The 13,182-nt window shown below is 59.3% G+C and carries 12 protein-coding genes and 1 tRNA gene; 8 read left to right on the top strand and 5 right to left on the bottom strand.

What is annotated here, in order from left to right; all coding sequences use genetic code 11:
• Window positions 1-76 precede the first annotated feature (76 nt).
• Window positions 77-934, top strand: a complete 858-nt coding sequence (locus HDE80_RS09635; RefSeq protein ID WP_255483666.1) for a LysR family transcriptional regulator — start codon at window positions 77-79, stop codon at window positions 932-934.
• A gap of 40 nt (window positions 935-974) precedes the next feature.
• Here HDE80_RS09635 and yedA read toward each other — a convergent pair whose 3' ends face one another.
• Both yedA and HDE80_RS09645 read right to left on the bottom strand, forming a co-directional pair.
• On the bottom strand, window positions 975-1,892 hold the full coding sequence (gene yedA, locus HDE80_RS09640) for a drug/metabolite exporter YedA (protein ID WP_184670296.1): 918 nt from the start codon (window positions 1,890-1,892) through the stop codon (window positions 975-977).
• A 344-nt stretch (window positions 1,893-2,236) separates the two neighbouring features.
• Window positions 2,237-2,512 (bottom strand): hypothetical protein, encoded by a 276-nt coding sequence (locus HDE80_RS09645; RefSeq protein WP_184670298.1) that lies wholly within the window; start codon window positions 2,510-2,512, stop codon window positions 2,237-2,239.
• A gap of 78 nt (window positions 2,513-2,590) precedes the next feature.
• Between HDE80_RS09645 and HDE80_RS09650 the strand changes: the two genes are divergently transcribed.
• Window positions 2,591-2,947 carry a Rieske (2Fe-2S) protein gene (locus HDE80_RS09650; RefSeq protein ID WP_184670300.1) on the top strand — a complete coding sequence of 119 codons (357 nt, stop codon included), beginning with the start codon at window positions 2,591-2,593 and terminating at the stop codon, window positions 2,945-2,947.
• Between the two features lie 54 nt (window positions 2,948-3,001).
• On the opposite strand, the gene HDE80_RS09655 is transcribed toward HDE80_RS09650, so the two are convergent.
• From HDE80_RS09655 to HDE80_RS09665, 3 genes are all read right to left on the bottom strand, one after another.
• Complete coding sequence (locus tag HDE80_RS09655; protein WP_184601095.1) at window positions 3,002-4,819, bottom strand: SLC13 family permease; 1,818 nt, start codon at window positions 4,817-4,819, stop codon at window positions 3,002-3,004.
• 194 nt (window positions 4,820-5,013) lie between these two features.
• Window positions 5,014-5,718, bottom strand: coding sequence for a tRNA (guanosine(46)-N7)-methyltransferase TrmB (gene trmB, locus HDE80_RS09660; protein ID WP_184670759.1), 705 nt, complete (start codon window positions 5,716-5,718; stop codon window positions 5,014-5,016).
• Window positions 5,719-6,011: 293 nt separating this feature from the next.
• Window positions 6,012-8,306 carry a DUF6600 domain-containing protein gene (locus HDE80_RS09665; RefSeq protein ID WP_184670302.1) on the bottom strand — a complete coding sequence of 765 codons (2,295 nt, stop codon included), beginning with the start codon at window positions 8,304-8,306 and terminating at the stop codon, window positions 6,012-6,014.
• Between the two features lie 304 nt (window positions 8,307-8,610).
• Here HDE80_RS09665 and HDE80_RS09670 point away from each other — a divergent pair.
• The 6 genes from HDE80_RS09670 to HDE80_RS09695 all read left to right on the top strand — a co-directional run bounded on the left by HDE80_RS09670 (window position 8,611) and on the right by HDE80_RS09695 (window position 12,884).
• Window positions 8,611-8,684, top strand: a tRNA-Gly gene (locus HDE80_RS09670).
• 34 nt (window positions 8,685-8,718) lie between these two features.
• Entirely contained in the window at window positions 8,719-9,186 is a 468-nt protein-coding gene (locus HDE80_RS09675; RefSeq protein ID WP_184670304.1) for a RimK/LysX family protein, read from the top strand.
• A complete protein-coding gene (gene rimK / locus HDE80_RS09680) occupies window positions 9,183-10,064 on the top strand; it encodes a 30S ribosomal protein S6--L-glutamate ligase (protein ID WP_184670306.1) in 882 nt (293 codons plus the stop codon). The genes HDE80_RS09675 and rimK overlap by 4 nt, the downstream gene beginning before the upstream one ends.
• A gap of 152 nt (window positions 10,065-10,216) precedes the next feature.
• Window positions 10,217-10,705 carry a hypothetical protein gene (locus tag HDE80_RS09685; RefSeq protein ID WP_184670308.1) on the top strand — a complete coding sequence of 163 codons (489 nt, stop codon included), beginning with the start codon at window positions 10,217-10,219 and terminating at the stop codon, window positions 10,703-10,705.
• A gap of 65 nt (window positions 10,706-10,770) precedes the next feature.
• The gene (locus tag HDE80_RS09690; protein ID WP_184670310.1) at window positions 10,771-11,166 is read left to right on the top strand and encodes a BlaI/MecI/CopY family transcriptional regulator; all 396 of its coding nucleotides are present in this window, start codon (window positions 10,771-10,773) and stop codon (window positions 11,164-11,166) included.
• Window positions 11,166-12,884, top strand: coding sequence for a M56 family metallopeptidase (locus tag HDE80_RS09695; protein ID WP_184670312.1), 1,719 nt, complete (start codon window positions 11,166-11,168; stop codon window positions 12,882-12,884). Before HDE80_RS09690 ends, HDE80_RS09695 begins: the two co-directional genes overlap by 1 nt.
• Window positions 12,885-13,182: the final 298 nt, after the last annotated feature.

A 13,182-nucleotide genomic window follows, 5' to 3' on the forward strand; every position in this document is an offset into this window, starting at 1 on the left:
GGCAGCCATGCTAGTCCTGCTATATGATAAGTAAAACTCATTAATAGATATTTCAGTCATGATTAATGAAAATAGTTTGACAGCGCGACCACTCGACCTCGATGCAGTGCAGGCTTTCGTCCTGGTGGCGGATCTCAGCAGCTTTACCCGGGCTGCCGAAGCACTGGACACAACCCAGTCCGCCGTCAGCCTGAAGCTGAAGCGATTGGAGGAGCGGTTGGGGCAGCGCCTGCTTGAACGCACTCCGCGACGGGTGCGGCTGTCTGCCGAAGGCGCGGAGTTTCTCGATGCCGCACGTGATTTGCTCAGTGCACACACGCGAGCGCTGAGTGGCCGTGCCGGCGCGCGCATGAGTCTGCGGATCGGTATCAGCGATCAATCTGCCGGTACGGATTTGCCGATCTTGCTGGCAAAGGTCGGCGCCTATGACCGTTCGCTGCGCATCGAGGTGCGCATCGGAGCATCTCATGGTTTGTTGACCGCGTACGACGGCGGTGAGTTGGACGCGGTCATCGCCTGTCGCGATGGCGAGCGTCGTGATGGGGAACGTTTGTTCATTGAGCCGTATGACTGGTTTGCGTTACCGGACTGGGAGCAGCCAGCGGGTGAGCCGCTGCGTATTGCGTCGTTGTCCTCACCGTGCACGGTACGCGCGCAGGCGTTGAAGTCGCTTGACGACGCAGGTGTGGCCTGGAGCGAGGTCTTTGTCGGTGGCGGCTTATCTGCGGTCAGCGCAGCCGTTTCTGCAGGTCTGGCGGTGGCACCGCTTACCCGCCGCATGTGCCCACCACGTGCGGTCGAAATCGGTAGCCGGCTTGGTCTGCCGTTGCTGCCACCGATCGAGATCGCGCTGTATACCCGCGCGAGCGAACCGCGTACATGCGAGGCGATCCGGATTCTGGTGGCGGCATTGCGGGCGGCTATCGTGGGTTAGTTGTCGGGCAACGCCCTACTTCAACACGAGCCATGGCACTTCATGCGTGCCGACGTTGACGAGCGAAGGTGATGACTCCGACGCCCAGCAGAATGATCGCCATGCCGGCGAGGTCGTACGGTCCTACGTGTTCACCGACCAGCAGCAGGCCGAACAGCACCGCAACCGGTGGGTTGACGTAGGCATAGCTGGTCGCCAGTGCCGGCCGCACGTGCTTGAGCACATACAGGTAAGCACTGAAGGCGATGATCGAGCCGAATACGATCAGGTAGCCCGTTGCCAGCGTTGCGCGTTCGGTGGGATGTGCCGGTAGCCGTTCGCCAGCCAGCAATGCCACGATGATCAAGGCCACGCTCGCGCACAACATCTGCGCGGCGGTGTTCATCGGACCTTGTGGCATGTCCTGCCGCTTGCTCCATACCGAGCCGAACGCCCAGCACATGGCCGCCAACAGCAACGCCGCCGCACCCAGACGCGAGGCTGACAATCCATTGCCCAGGTTCAGCACGACGACGCCAATAAAGCCGATCGCCAAGCCAAGGCCTTCGCGTCGCGTCGGGTGTTCGCCATAAAGGCTCGAAAACAGAGCGGCAAATAGCGGCATGCTGGCCACCGCAACCGCCGCGATACCGGAACTTACGCGTTGCTCGGCGAAACACACCATGCCGTTGCCAAAGCCCAGCAACAGTACGCCGGTGATCGCTGCATTGCGCCACTGTCGCGCGCTGGGGGCCGTGATGCCGCGCAACCGCAGAAAGCCGAAAAGCAGCACGCCCGCAATCAGAAAACGCACGCCGGCGAGCAGAAACGGCGGATAGCTTTCCAACGCGTAACGGATCCCCAGATAGGTCGATCCCCAGATGATGTACAGCGCAAACAGCGATAGCGGAATCAGCAGGCGCGGGTTGGTCAGCGGCCGCGGCATATCGGCCGCGGCGGGGGCGGAGCTATCGGACATGGATGAATGCACAAACCGGAAAAGGGGTAGCGGAATTATCCGCGAGTCGACTGGCCGCGGCGAGTACTCGCGCTGACTTTTCCCGGTGTAGGCACGGCGCGTTCGCGGGCTAGTGGCTCGCACCAGCGTCTGGCGCCACAGCGCCAGCGGCCATTAATCCGTCCGGCATGATCACTGTGGGATTGCTGCGTACGTTGTCGTATCGCGCGCAACTTTTGGATGGCTCAGTTGGATGCCCTAATTCCGCGGCCACGTCGCTTTAGATTCGGCCGGTAGCGTCGATTATCCGGATCATGCGAAGGGAACACGTACGATCACAGCAGATATCGCCGGGGCAGGTGTGTTCAATGCGTAACAGGACGGCCGCGCTGTACGACCACGAACTCGCCTTCCAGTACTTCCGGTTTGTGGCTGGCATGCGTCGTGGTCGAGTTCACGCGCGCACTGCCTTGCTTCCAGCGACGCAAGGCGAGAAGCAGGACGCCGCCGACCAACAACACGCTGACAACGACTAGTCCAAAGACCAGCAGCACGCCGATCACCGCCACGCCGATCAGTAACGAAAGGGCGCGGGCCAGCGGGTTGCGCGGATGACGCATGGTGGGCAGGGAGACGTGCATGTGTTAAAAATCCGTGTGGTAAAATCAATGACTTACGAGCATAACGATGGGGCCAATGCGCCCACGAGGCAAGTGCCGATGGATACAGTGACTTCCGCCATTTCCCCGTCCATGCAGGCGATATGCCGGTTGGATGACATTCCCGATGGTGGCGCCATGGCGGTTGAGGTCATGCTGGCCCATGGCGAGGACAGTGTCATCCTGATGCGGCAAGGTAGCCAGGTCCAGTGCTACCTCAATATCTGCCCGCACGCTGGACGCCAGCTCGATTACGCGCCTGGCAAATTTCTACTCCAGGATCAGACGTTGATCTGTGCGGTGCATGGCGCCAGCTTCAACAAGACCGACGGGCTATGCATTGCCGGTCCCTGCAAAGGTGATTCGCTGCGATCAGTGGTGGTGCGTATGCAGGGTGACGAGATCTTTCTCGCATAGAGCGCTGGAACCGAGCGCACGCATTCGTCCGGCGGCATCAATCGGCGAGCGTACTCATCGAAACATCAGGTTTATCACCACCAGCGTAACCACCAGCACCAGCAGGGTCAGCGGAATGCCAACGCGCAGGAAGTCCTTGCCACGATAACCGCCGGGACCGGTAACCATCATCAGCGCAGGATGGCCAGAGCTGAGCAGAAAAGTATTCGACGACGACACCGCGACGATCAGCGCGTAAGCCGACGGGTTGCCGCCGGTAGCAACGGCTACGCTGATCGCCACCGGGACCATCATCACCGTGGCACCGACGTTGGACATCACCTGCGAAAACAGCAGGGTGAGGATTGCCAGCGATGCCTGCAAAATGTAAGGCGAAGCGTTGCCCAGGTGTTGCAGAACGACCTGTGCCACCCATGCCGCGGTGCCGGTGGAATCCATCGACCAGCCCAGAGGGATCAGGCAGGCGGTGACGAAAATCGTTTTCCAGTTGACTGCCTTGTACGCCTCGTCCATGTTCAGCACGCCGGTCAGCAGCATGCCGATCGCGCCGGTCATCATGGCCACTGACAGATCGAGCTGGGTGAACAGCGCCAGGCACTTGGCCAGCACGAAGAAGCCGACCGCCTGCCAGATCTTGCCCGGTCGCTGCTCCTCTTTCGGGATGTCGGTGACGACGACCAGATCCTTGTCTTCCGATGCCAGCGACAGATCGCGCCAGTTGCTGTGCAAGACCATGGTGTCGCCGGCGCGCAGCGTGACGGTGCGCACGTCCTCGCGAAACACCTGCTCGCCACGCGTCACCGCCAGCACCGAAATACCAAAGCGCTTGCGCAGGCGCAGATCACCGATGGTCTGCTTGATGAAACGCGAGCTGGGTGGAATCACCACCTCGGAAATGCCAGCACGGGTCGGGTTGAACAACTCGCCCAGCTGGCGCATCCGCGTCGACAAGCGGCACAGCTGATTGTTGGCAAACTGGGTCAGCTGTTCGCGCGGGCCAAGCACGCCAAGCACCGAGCCAACCCAGATCACGTGATCCACCGGCGGCGCCATGCGCGCATCGTTACCGCTCTTGATCGCCAGGATCATCGGCGAGTCGTGCAGCTGTTCGACTTCGCCGATGCTCATGCCCACGAGAGGGCTTTCCGCGGTGACAGTGAGCTCGGCGGTTTCGCCACCGATGCCATAGGTCTCGGCAAAGTAGCTTTCGGTGCGGCCGGGCGTCACCTTCAGCCGTTCGTCCTCGTGACCGGGCAGCAGCTTGCGGCCGAAGAAATAGAAATACAGCACGCCGATCACGGCCAGCGTAAGGCCCACCGGCGTCACGCTGAAGAGGCCGAACTTCGGGATTGTATGCGCGCCTGGCAGCAGGTTGGCGTTGGCGCTGGCGATCAGATCGTTCAGCACAATCAGCGGCGAGTTGGCGATCAGCGTGGTGTTGGTGGCCGTCAAAATGCAGAACGCCATCGGCAGCAGCAGGCGCGACAACGGCACGCCGGTGCGCGCGGATAGCCGGCTGCTCACCGGGATCATCAGTGCTGCCAACGCCTGGCTGGGGATGATCGCGCTGAACAGGCTGGCGACCATGTTGATGACCAGGCCCAGGCGCGATTCCACGCCGCGCGCCATGCGCATCACGAAGCGCGCGGTAAGGTTCAGCACACCGGCACGGTCGAGGCCTTCGCCCATGATCATGATGGCAATGATCGCGATCACCGCGTTGCCGGCGAAGCCGTTGAACACGCGCTCAGAAGGGATCAGGCCGGTCAGGCCGATGGTTACCACGACCAGCAGCGCCACCATGTCGGCACGAATCCACTCGAGTACCAGCATCAGCATGGTGAAACCCACCAGGCCGAGCACCAGCATCATGTCGGGGGTAAGCGTGAGCCCCACTAGCTGACGTTCCGCAAGGGTGGCTGGCAACGGTCGATAGGAGTGGGCAGTGGAAGCTTCACGCTGCGTCGATTCGTCCCTGTCTGGATCGCGCAAGTATAAGCGGGCCAGCCTGACTGCTGTGCATTGATATCATCGCTAGATTCGTTGCAACGAATCTTTCCGCGCGCTTAGCGTGTGCGGTACAGTAGATCCCACACGCCATGGCCTAGCTTCAGGCCGCGTCGCTCGAAATGGGTTTCGATGCGCCACGCCGGTTTCTCGGCGTACTCACCGGGCGCAATGGCGTTGCGCCAGTCGGGCGCGGCCTCCATCACTTCGAGCATGTGCTCGGCGTAGGCCTGCCAGTCGGTGGCCAGATGCAGCAGTCCGTTGGGTGCCATGCGCGAGGCGAGCAGGGCAACGAACCCGGGCTGGATCAGCCGGCGCTTGTTATGACGTTTCTTGTGCCATGGGTCGGGAAACCAGATACGCGCCTCGGCCAACGTGCCGGGTGCGATCGCGTGCTCGAGCACTTCCACCGCATCGTGCTTGTACAGGCGCACATTGTTGGCATCGCGCGCGGCCAATGCATTCATCAGTCGACCGACGCCGGGGCCGTGTACTTCAATGCCGATGAAGTCGCGCGTCTGGTCGTGCTCGCTGGCCCAGGCCAGCGCCTCGCCGTTGCCGAAACCGATTTCCAGCACGAGTGGGGCTTCGCGGCTGAAGTTCGCGTGGAAGTCATGGGGTACGGTGCGATAGTCGATCCCGTAACGCGACCAGTGGGCCTCGAATGCATGCTGCTGCGCGGGCGTCATGCGGCCTTCGCGCAATACAAAGCTGCGGATACGGCGCATGTAGTCGGGGCTTTGTGCATCGTCCTGTTTTTGCATGTCGCTCATGACGGCGTGTCTCGGTAAGGCGAAGATGGAGAATGGTGGAGCAGATCGATATCGGTGTGGCTGATGACGGCAGCGCAATGGTTGTCTGGGCGGGTTCATCGCGCTCATCGCGAAGACACATGCGTGATCCGAGCGTGTCTATTGTAGTGGTCGACATGAGATTCGCCGATGCCGTGCACTCTCGCGGCAGACGACTCGGGATTGAGCGCCCCGTCGAATAGACAATCTTTGCAACAACAGAGGCCCGGCATGCTCGGGCTTTTGAGGGGCGTCACGTATGGCCGTCAGTGCTGGTCTTCCCTGCTGGGTGCTTGTCTGGGTTCGGCATGTTGTGGTGCCGCACGCTGCGGCGGTGCAGTCGTCTGTGGCTGCGGTCTTTGCTGCTGTTGTTGCATTTGCTGCATCTGCATCTGGCGTTGCTGCATCTGTTGTTGCATTTGTGCCTGCATTTGTTGGCGCTGTTCCATCTGCTGCATTTGCTGCTGTTCCTGTGGGCGGTTGAACTCACGCGGAGCAACGTTGTTTTCCGGGCGTTGAAACTGCGGCGGCGGGTTGTTGCTTGGCACCGGTTGATTGATTAACGATGCTTGCCGGATCTGCGGCACCTGCGGCAGGGTTGATGTACGTCGATCGTTTGCGCGCGACGGATTGTCGTTGCTGTTGGAGATGCTGCTTCCTCGCGGATGCGCAAAGCGTGCAGAGGGCAGCTCCCCCTGACGGGTCTGGATAACGTTGTTGGGCACAGTGCCGTTTTGAACCTGGCCAGCTTGCGTGGCCGGGTTATTTCCATATGGAACGTTCTGCGGGGCATTGTCCCGGCTTGTTATCGCCGGTACGTTCTGGATGACGTTGGACGTCGGCGGAAGATGGCGCAGCGCATTGCCGAACGATCGTGGATTACTTTGCACGTCGCGGCCGTTGGCTGCCGGTGTAACGTCGCTCTGATCCACAACAGGTCCGTTGCCAAAGTGTTGGCTCAGTACTTTGACATTCGAACCAGGCCGGGCGTTGACGGTAGGCGAACCAGCACGCTGTGAACCTGCCAGGTTTTTAGGTGCCCCGGTACCGCGGCTAAATGCTGCCGCGGGTGGTGCCTGCCGCGCCACTACATTGCGCTGAAATCCGCCGAGCGGCAGCGAACGCGCATGTTCACTGCGCGGTCCTGCCGCGTCTACGGCAGGACGCAGAACCGATCCGCTCGTCAAAACCGGTACGTCGGCTACCCGGCGTGGGTCGACGTGCAGCAGTTGGCTCCGCACATTTAGGCCACCGGCAAAGACCGTGCTCGGAACCGCCGTCAATCCACGTGGCGCGGCGCGGTTCACGTACTGCTCGCCGCGCAGCGGTGTGCCGTTGCGGTAGTGACCATACTGATTACTTATGTTGTTGAGGATCGTGGTGCGGTTGTTATTGATCACGCGGATATTGGTGATGTTGATGTTGCTGTAATAGCGCCGACTGCTGCGGTACCACGGGTTGTAAATTTCACCCGGACCGAGCGGAAACCAGCCGATCGGATGGATAGGTCCGGCACCGCCCGGGCTCACATAGCCGGGGTGCCCACCGCCCCAGCTACCGTCACCGACGAAGGCGACCAGTGCGGGTGCATAGATCGGGCGCACGCCGATCGGTCCGGGGATCCAGCCCCAGCCGCGGTGTGTATGCGCCCAGCGGCCGTAGTGATAAGGCGCGAAGCCCCAACGCGAATTATCGATCCAGCTCCAGCCCCACGGCATGATGTAAGCCCAGCTGCCATCTTGATAAGGAGCCCAGTTGCTGTCGACGTTGGACGGATACCAGACGGCGCCGTAGTCGCTATCCGAATTCCAGTCGCCGTATTGGGCGAGGTCTTGATAACCGACAACGTCATCGGAAACATACTGGGTGGCGGAAGGTTGCGCGTACTGGCGATCACGATCGCTGCACCATGCATCAAAGGCATCGCCACCGCTGATGTCGGTGATCGTTCCGTTGATGAGGCCGGAATCGTAAAAACGATAGCTGTGTCCAGCGTTGATGGGACGCTGCGCGCTGTTTTCGCCATAGACGGTAGCATCGCCATCCAGCGCAGTGACTTCGGTGCTCTGGCCACTGCCATCTATGTCTACCCGGAAAATGCCGGGCTGATCGAGCACGAGCGCTACGGTCGGCGTGTCGATCTCGTAGCTTTGGCCTGGATCGAGCGAGCGTACGCTGATGTTGAGCGAGCCCTGGGTCAGTTCAATCTGCGCCAGCTGGTCGTTCAAATTCAGCAGGCCGAAGTCGGTCTGGCTGGCGATGCGCAGTGTGCCACCACCCAGCTCCAGTTCGGCACGGGTGTCCTGCCCGGTCGACAAACGATCACCTGTCGTCAGTGGGCGGTTGATGCTGGCATCGCTCCACTCCTTGGCGCCGGCCGGCAAAAAGCCCAGGTCGCCTTCCATATACGACAATCGCGCCACGCGGCTGGGTGGATCGACCGCCGTGTAGTCGCTCGCCGACTGGGCTTGCGCCAAGGCGACGGATGCGCCCAGCAGCAAAACGGCCAGCGGCTGCCAATAGGGACGCAAGGAAAACCGTTCTTTCGTATACACACGCATGGTGCTCTCCGAACACAGTAGGTGCGACGATAGCCGCGTAACGAATACAACGGCCGGTCCTGTTTCAACGCAACGAGCACTGATCGCCCGATTAATGTGCACGGCCGGATTATGTGCACGGCAGGGCCTAGCCTGTACGTGGCTTTATCCACGGCGCCTCATGCTCGTTCAGCCAGCCGCTACCTGCGATTTACCCGCCGTTTGGCCGCGGGTGGTTGCACGCCATTTTGTCGTTGCGGAAATAAATTCGTCGTGCCATGCAGTTCCCACCGTTCGTATCCCGGGTTACCATCGCCCGGCCGACGCGGGTGTAGCTCAATGGTAGAGCTGTAGCTTCCCAAGCTACTGACGAGGGTTCGATTCCCTTCACCCGCTCCACTCCCTCGATTCTCACGAGCAGCGCCGCCGCCAGATGACCGATCTGATCAAGTCCAGCCCCATTATTCTGGGCTGGCGCGAGCGGCTGGCATTGCCCGAGCTGGGCATCGGTCTGCTCAAGGCCAAGCTCGATACCGGCGCGCGCAGTAGCTCGCTGCATGTCGACACGCTGGAGACGTTTCAGCGAAGCGGTGAGACATGGCTGCGCTTCACGCTGAATGTCCGGCGTCGACATCCGTTCGAAATCAGCTGCGAAGCACCTGCACTGGATCGTCGTATCGTGACCGATACTGGCGGGCGACGCACCGAGCGCTGGTTTATTCGCACGCAGGTCACATTGGCCGGGCAGTCTTTCAGCGTCGACGTCAACCTCACCGACCGTCGACATATGCTGTTTCCTCTGTTGCTCGGTCGCAGCGCCCTGGTGGGGCGGTTTGCGGTAGATCCGGCGCTTTCCTATACCCAGTCACGACCATCCTTGGTCGCTACGGACTCTCCATGAAAATTGCGATTCTGTCGCGCAACTCCCGTCTCTATTCGACCCGGCGACTGATCGAGGCAGCGCGCGAGCGTGGCCATGTGGTGCGCGTGCTCGACCCGCTGCGCTGCTATGTGCGTATCGCCCCCAACGACGTTGCCATTCGCTACAAGGGCAAGGACGTGCGCGACATCGACGCAGTGATTCCACGCATCGGCACGTCCAGCACGTTTTACGGCACAGCGGTGCTGCGCCAGTTCGAGATGATGGGGGTCTATACGCCCAATCCGTCCGACGCCGTGTTGCGCGCCCGGGACAAATTGCGCTGTCTGCAGATACTCTCGTCGCAGGGGCTCGACATGCCGGTGACGGTGTTCGGGGACAACCCCGACGATACCAACGACGTGCTGGCGATGCTGGGCGATCCGCCGCACGTCATCAAGCTCAATGAAGGCAGCCAGGGCACCGGCGTGGTGCTGGCTGAAAAGCGCAGCGCTTCGCAGAGTGTGGTGGAGGCATTCCGCGGCCTATATGCCAATTTCCTGGTGCAGGAATTCATCGCCGAAGCCAAAGGCAGTGACCTGCGCTGTTTCGTCGTTGGCAAAAAAGTCGTGGCTGCCATGCAACGCGTCGCCAGCCCCGGCGAATTCCGCGCCAACCTGCACCGTGGTGGTAGCGCGATCAAGGCGAGCCTGAGTGCGGAAGAAAAGCGTATCGCCATCCGCGCAGCCGGTGCCTTGGGGCTTGGAATCGCCGGCGTCGATCTGCTGCGTTCGAACCGCGGTCCGCTACTGCTGGAAGTGAATGCGTCGCCCGGACTTGAGGGTATCGAAGCAGCCTCGGGCATCGATGTATCCGGCGAGATCATTCGGCATTTGGAAAAGCAAATGCGCAAACATTGAACTGAAGTTAGTCGGTATCGGGTCATTACGAAAGGCATAGTACGAACATCTTCGTTGACAGAGCCTCGTGATCAGCTATAGCATCATTTACAGGGAGATCTTGCGGCATGTATCCCGTTGCGGGATACGGCATGATCTGCAGGGAGCAGGGGATGAAATTCAACGCACTTGTATTGACAGCAGTTGTGGGTGCACTGTTGCTTCCGGCTTGGGCTACCCGTGTGGACGCAACAGAGCCTGCGGTGAAGGCGGCTAACAAGGACGACTTGATTGCAGCGTCTGCGGCGGTACACAAGCAGATGGTTCCTGGTGGGCGCTACGAGTTTGTGACGCCTGCAGAGCGCGATGTGGTGGATGCCAAACTGGGTGACATGCAGTCGCTGTTCGACAAGTACGGGACAGTGGCTACCATGAATCAGGATTCGAAAATTCAACTATTCAATGATCAGGAATCGGTCAATGCGATTCTGACCAATCGCGATGGAGATCGACGGATCTGCAAATCGGTAGCCCCGACCGGCTCTCTCATTCCGAAGACAACCTGTCATACCTATGGGGAAATCGAGAGGTCTCATCGTGATAGCCAGAAATACTTGCAAGATAATCTTCTGCATATGCCGCAGCTGAAACATGGCGGCTGAACGTTTTTACTGTCTCACTATGATCTTGAAGAGGGTCGCGCTGACTGTATCGACGGAGTAACGACATGAAAGTACGATCCTCCGGGCCTCTCAGGCCCAGTGAAGCGGAATTGCGAATCCTGCATGTTTTATGGGCACGCGACGCATGCACGGTTCGCGATGTGCATGATGTTCTTCACGCAGATGACGGCACCGGTTACACCACGGCGTTGAAGTTGCTGCAAGTCATGCATGGCAAGGGACTGGTGGAGCGCGATGACTCTCAGCGTGCACATGTCTATCGTGCTGCTATCAGTAAAGAACGGACCCAGAAAAAATTTCTGATTGACTTGGTGCAGCGAGTGTTCGATGGCTCGTCTTCGCAGTTGGTATTACATGCGTTAGGCAGCCAGCGCACCAGCCGTGAGGAGTTGCGCGAAATACGGGCTTTGCTAAACAAACTCGACAAGGACGCGCCGTAATGGAAATGCCGTCTTTTGTAGCCGCGGGTATGGAGATTATCGGCTGGGCACTCGTGCACTTTATCTGGCAATGCAGTCTTCTTGGTTTGCTGTACGCGATAGCAAGAAAAGTTGTGTCTCGCGGCGAAGCGCGTTATCGCTTGGGAATGATGACGCTATTCATGCTGGCTATATGTCCCTTGCTGACGATATGGCAGATGCTGCGAGTGCTGCTACCTTCGGTAGATACAACGACGGGGTCGGTTACATCGGATCTGGTAGGTGCGGGCTTGGTAGCAAATGCCACTCCATCTGCAGGCATTGCAATGAATGCGCTATTGCCTTGGCTTGTATTGGTGTGGCTTTTAGGCGTCTGTATTTTGTCACTGCGCGCCTGGCGCCAGTGGCGAGGACTCAATGCGCTAGTAGGTAAGGCCGAATCACTGCCCTTTTGGCAGTCTTGCGTCACTGACATGGCAAAACGCTTCGGGTTGAGTCGTCATGTGAGAGTGCTCTGCAGTCATGACATCGACACGCCAGCGCTGATTGGTTGGTTAAAGCCAGTTATCGTATTGCCGATGGCTGTGACATTGAATTTTCCGGCTACGCAGATCGAGTTGATCTTTGCTCACGAACTCTCGCACTTGCGGCGATGGGATCCCCTCGCCAATTTGTTTCAGGTGATGCTGGAGACACTACATTTTTACCATCCCGTGGTGCACTGGATTTCGCAAGACGTTCGGAACGAGCGCGAAATTTGCTGCGATCGACTTGCAATCGCGATCACTGGAGGTAGCCGTCATCAATTCGCTACGGCACTGGCTGAGCTGGGAGGGTTGCAGGAACAACGCGGAATGCTGCTACTTCCAGCCAACGGTGGCGTATTGCTGGATCGCGTGCAGCATATAATGCTCCCAGATCATGGGGGCGCTCGTGTGGGCAAGTCTGCCCGGTTTGCGGCCATGCTCCTTGCTGCTGTGCTTGTTGCAACGATGGTCCGGCTTGAATGGACACAGGCGCAGATCCAGCAAAGCCTTTCAGCATCTTTGCAGCGATTGAATACGATATTCGAACATCAGAGACTGCCACTTGAAAGATCGGTCGGTGCATTTCACTTGTCTGACCTTGTTCCTCAACGTGTCAAGGTCCTGCGGCCTGTGGCACCAGGCACGCCACACCTGGCCCAAATTGATTCTGCGAGTTTGTTGCCAGCCGTCACGATTGCTGTTGGCGCAATCGCGTTACCACGTCCGGTCCAGGTGCAGATTCTCGATCTGGTGCACAGCCATAACGAATTGCCCATTCGTATAGCCAATCAGGCCTCTGCTCTTGCGGCACCAAGTCCTGTACTTATTCGCCGTCCGATTTACCCTCAAGATGCAGTTATAGGGGGCGTGGAAGGGAAGGTAACGGTTGAATTCAATATTGCCAGCGATGGGAGTGTGCAGAACCTCAGCGTGATCAACGCCAAGCCCGCGGGGGTGTTCGATCAAGCGGCGGAACGGGCAATGCGTGGATGGAAATACGCAGTCAGTGAAGGTGTGTCGCCTCAGCGTCTGTACCGTCAGGTCTTCGCATTTTCGCTGAATGCATCGCGCGCCATGGGACCCGTATCAACAAATATGCCAGTGGGTACTGAAGTCCTCGCGCGAGTGGGTTGTCAAACTCCTACTGGCACTCATATCTGTCGTTGGCCGGAAAGCAACGAATCAAAGAGGTTGGCAGAGCCGCAGCCTTGATTTAAAGGGAAAAATGGACGTTCTATCCAGATCTTGCCAAGGCTTCCGGGTCGGAACACTCGACCACGCGCCGGTTAACCCCTCCATAACTCTCTACCATTTATAACATCTCCACCGGTTATCGGCTTGATGTTACGGCTTGCCAAGGCTCGTGATTGCTGATGATGGTGTCGGGACGATAGCTTGGGCTCAGGTGTGGCGACGGCGAGTCGTGCATCTGGGCCTTTTTCTTGTCCGTACGACGTCCGATTCAGTTTCGCGTGGTAATTGGCGGGATTCCCCGCACCAAGCTTGTTAA

The organism is Rhodanobacter sp. A1T4 (genome assembly GCF_014207185.1).
In the GTDB taxonomy this organism is placed as follows: domain Bacteria; phylum Pseudomonadota; class Gammaproteobacteria; order Xanthomonadales; family Rhodanobacteraceae; genus Rhodanobacter.

What these genes read in the sequence shown, in the direction of transcription:
- yedA (WP_184670296.1), bottom strand. Translation starts at nt 1,892, where the DNA reads ATGTCCGATAGCTCCGCCCCCGCCGCGGCCGATATGCCGCGGCCGCTG.
- HDE80_RS09645 (WP_184670298.1), bottom strand. Translation starts at nt 2,512, where the DNA reads ATGCACGTCTCCCTGCCCACCATGCGTCATCCGCGCAACCCGCTGGCC.
- HDE80_RS09650 (WP_184670300.1), top strand. Translation starts at nt 2,591, where the DNA reads ATGGATACAGTGACTTCCGCCATTTCCCCGTCCATGCAGGCGATATGC.
- HDE80_RS09655 (WP_184601095.1), bottom strand. Translation starts at nt 4,819, where the DNA reads ATGATGCTGGTGCTCGGCCTGGTGGGTTTCACCATGCTGATGCTGGTA.
- trmB (WP_184670759.1), bottom strand. Translation starts at nt 5,718, where the DNA reads ATGCAAAAACAGGACGATGCACAAAGCCCCGACTACATGCGCCGTATC.
- HDE80_RS09665 (WP_184670302.1), bottom strand. Translation starts at nt 8,306, where the DNA reads ATGCGTGTGTATACGAAAGAACGGTTTTCCTTGCGTCCCTATTGGCAG.
- HDE80_RS09675 (WP_184670304.1), top strand. Translation starts at nt 8,719, where the DNA reads ATGACCGATCTGATCAAGTCCAGCCCCATTATTCTGGGCTGGCGCGAG.
- rimK (WP_184670306.1), top strand. Translation starts at nt 9,183, where the DNA reads ATGAAAATTGCGATTCTGTCGCGCAACTCCCGTCTCTATTCGACCCGG.
- HDE80_RS09685 (WP_184670308.1), top strand. Translation starts at nt 10,217, where the DNA reads ATGAAATTCAACGCACTTGTATTGACAGCAGTTGTGGGTGCACTGTTG.
- HDE80_RS09690 (WP_184670310.1), top strand. Translation starts at nt 10,771, where the DNA reads ATGAAAGTACGATCCTCCGGGCCTCTCAGGCCCAGTGAAGCGGAATTG.
- HDE80_RS09695 (WP_184670312.1), top strand. Translation starts at nt 11,166, where the DNA reads ATGGAAATGCCGTCTTTTGTAGCCGCGGGTATGGAGATTATCGGCTGG.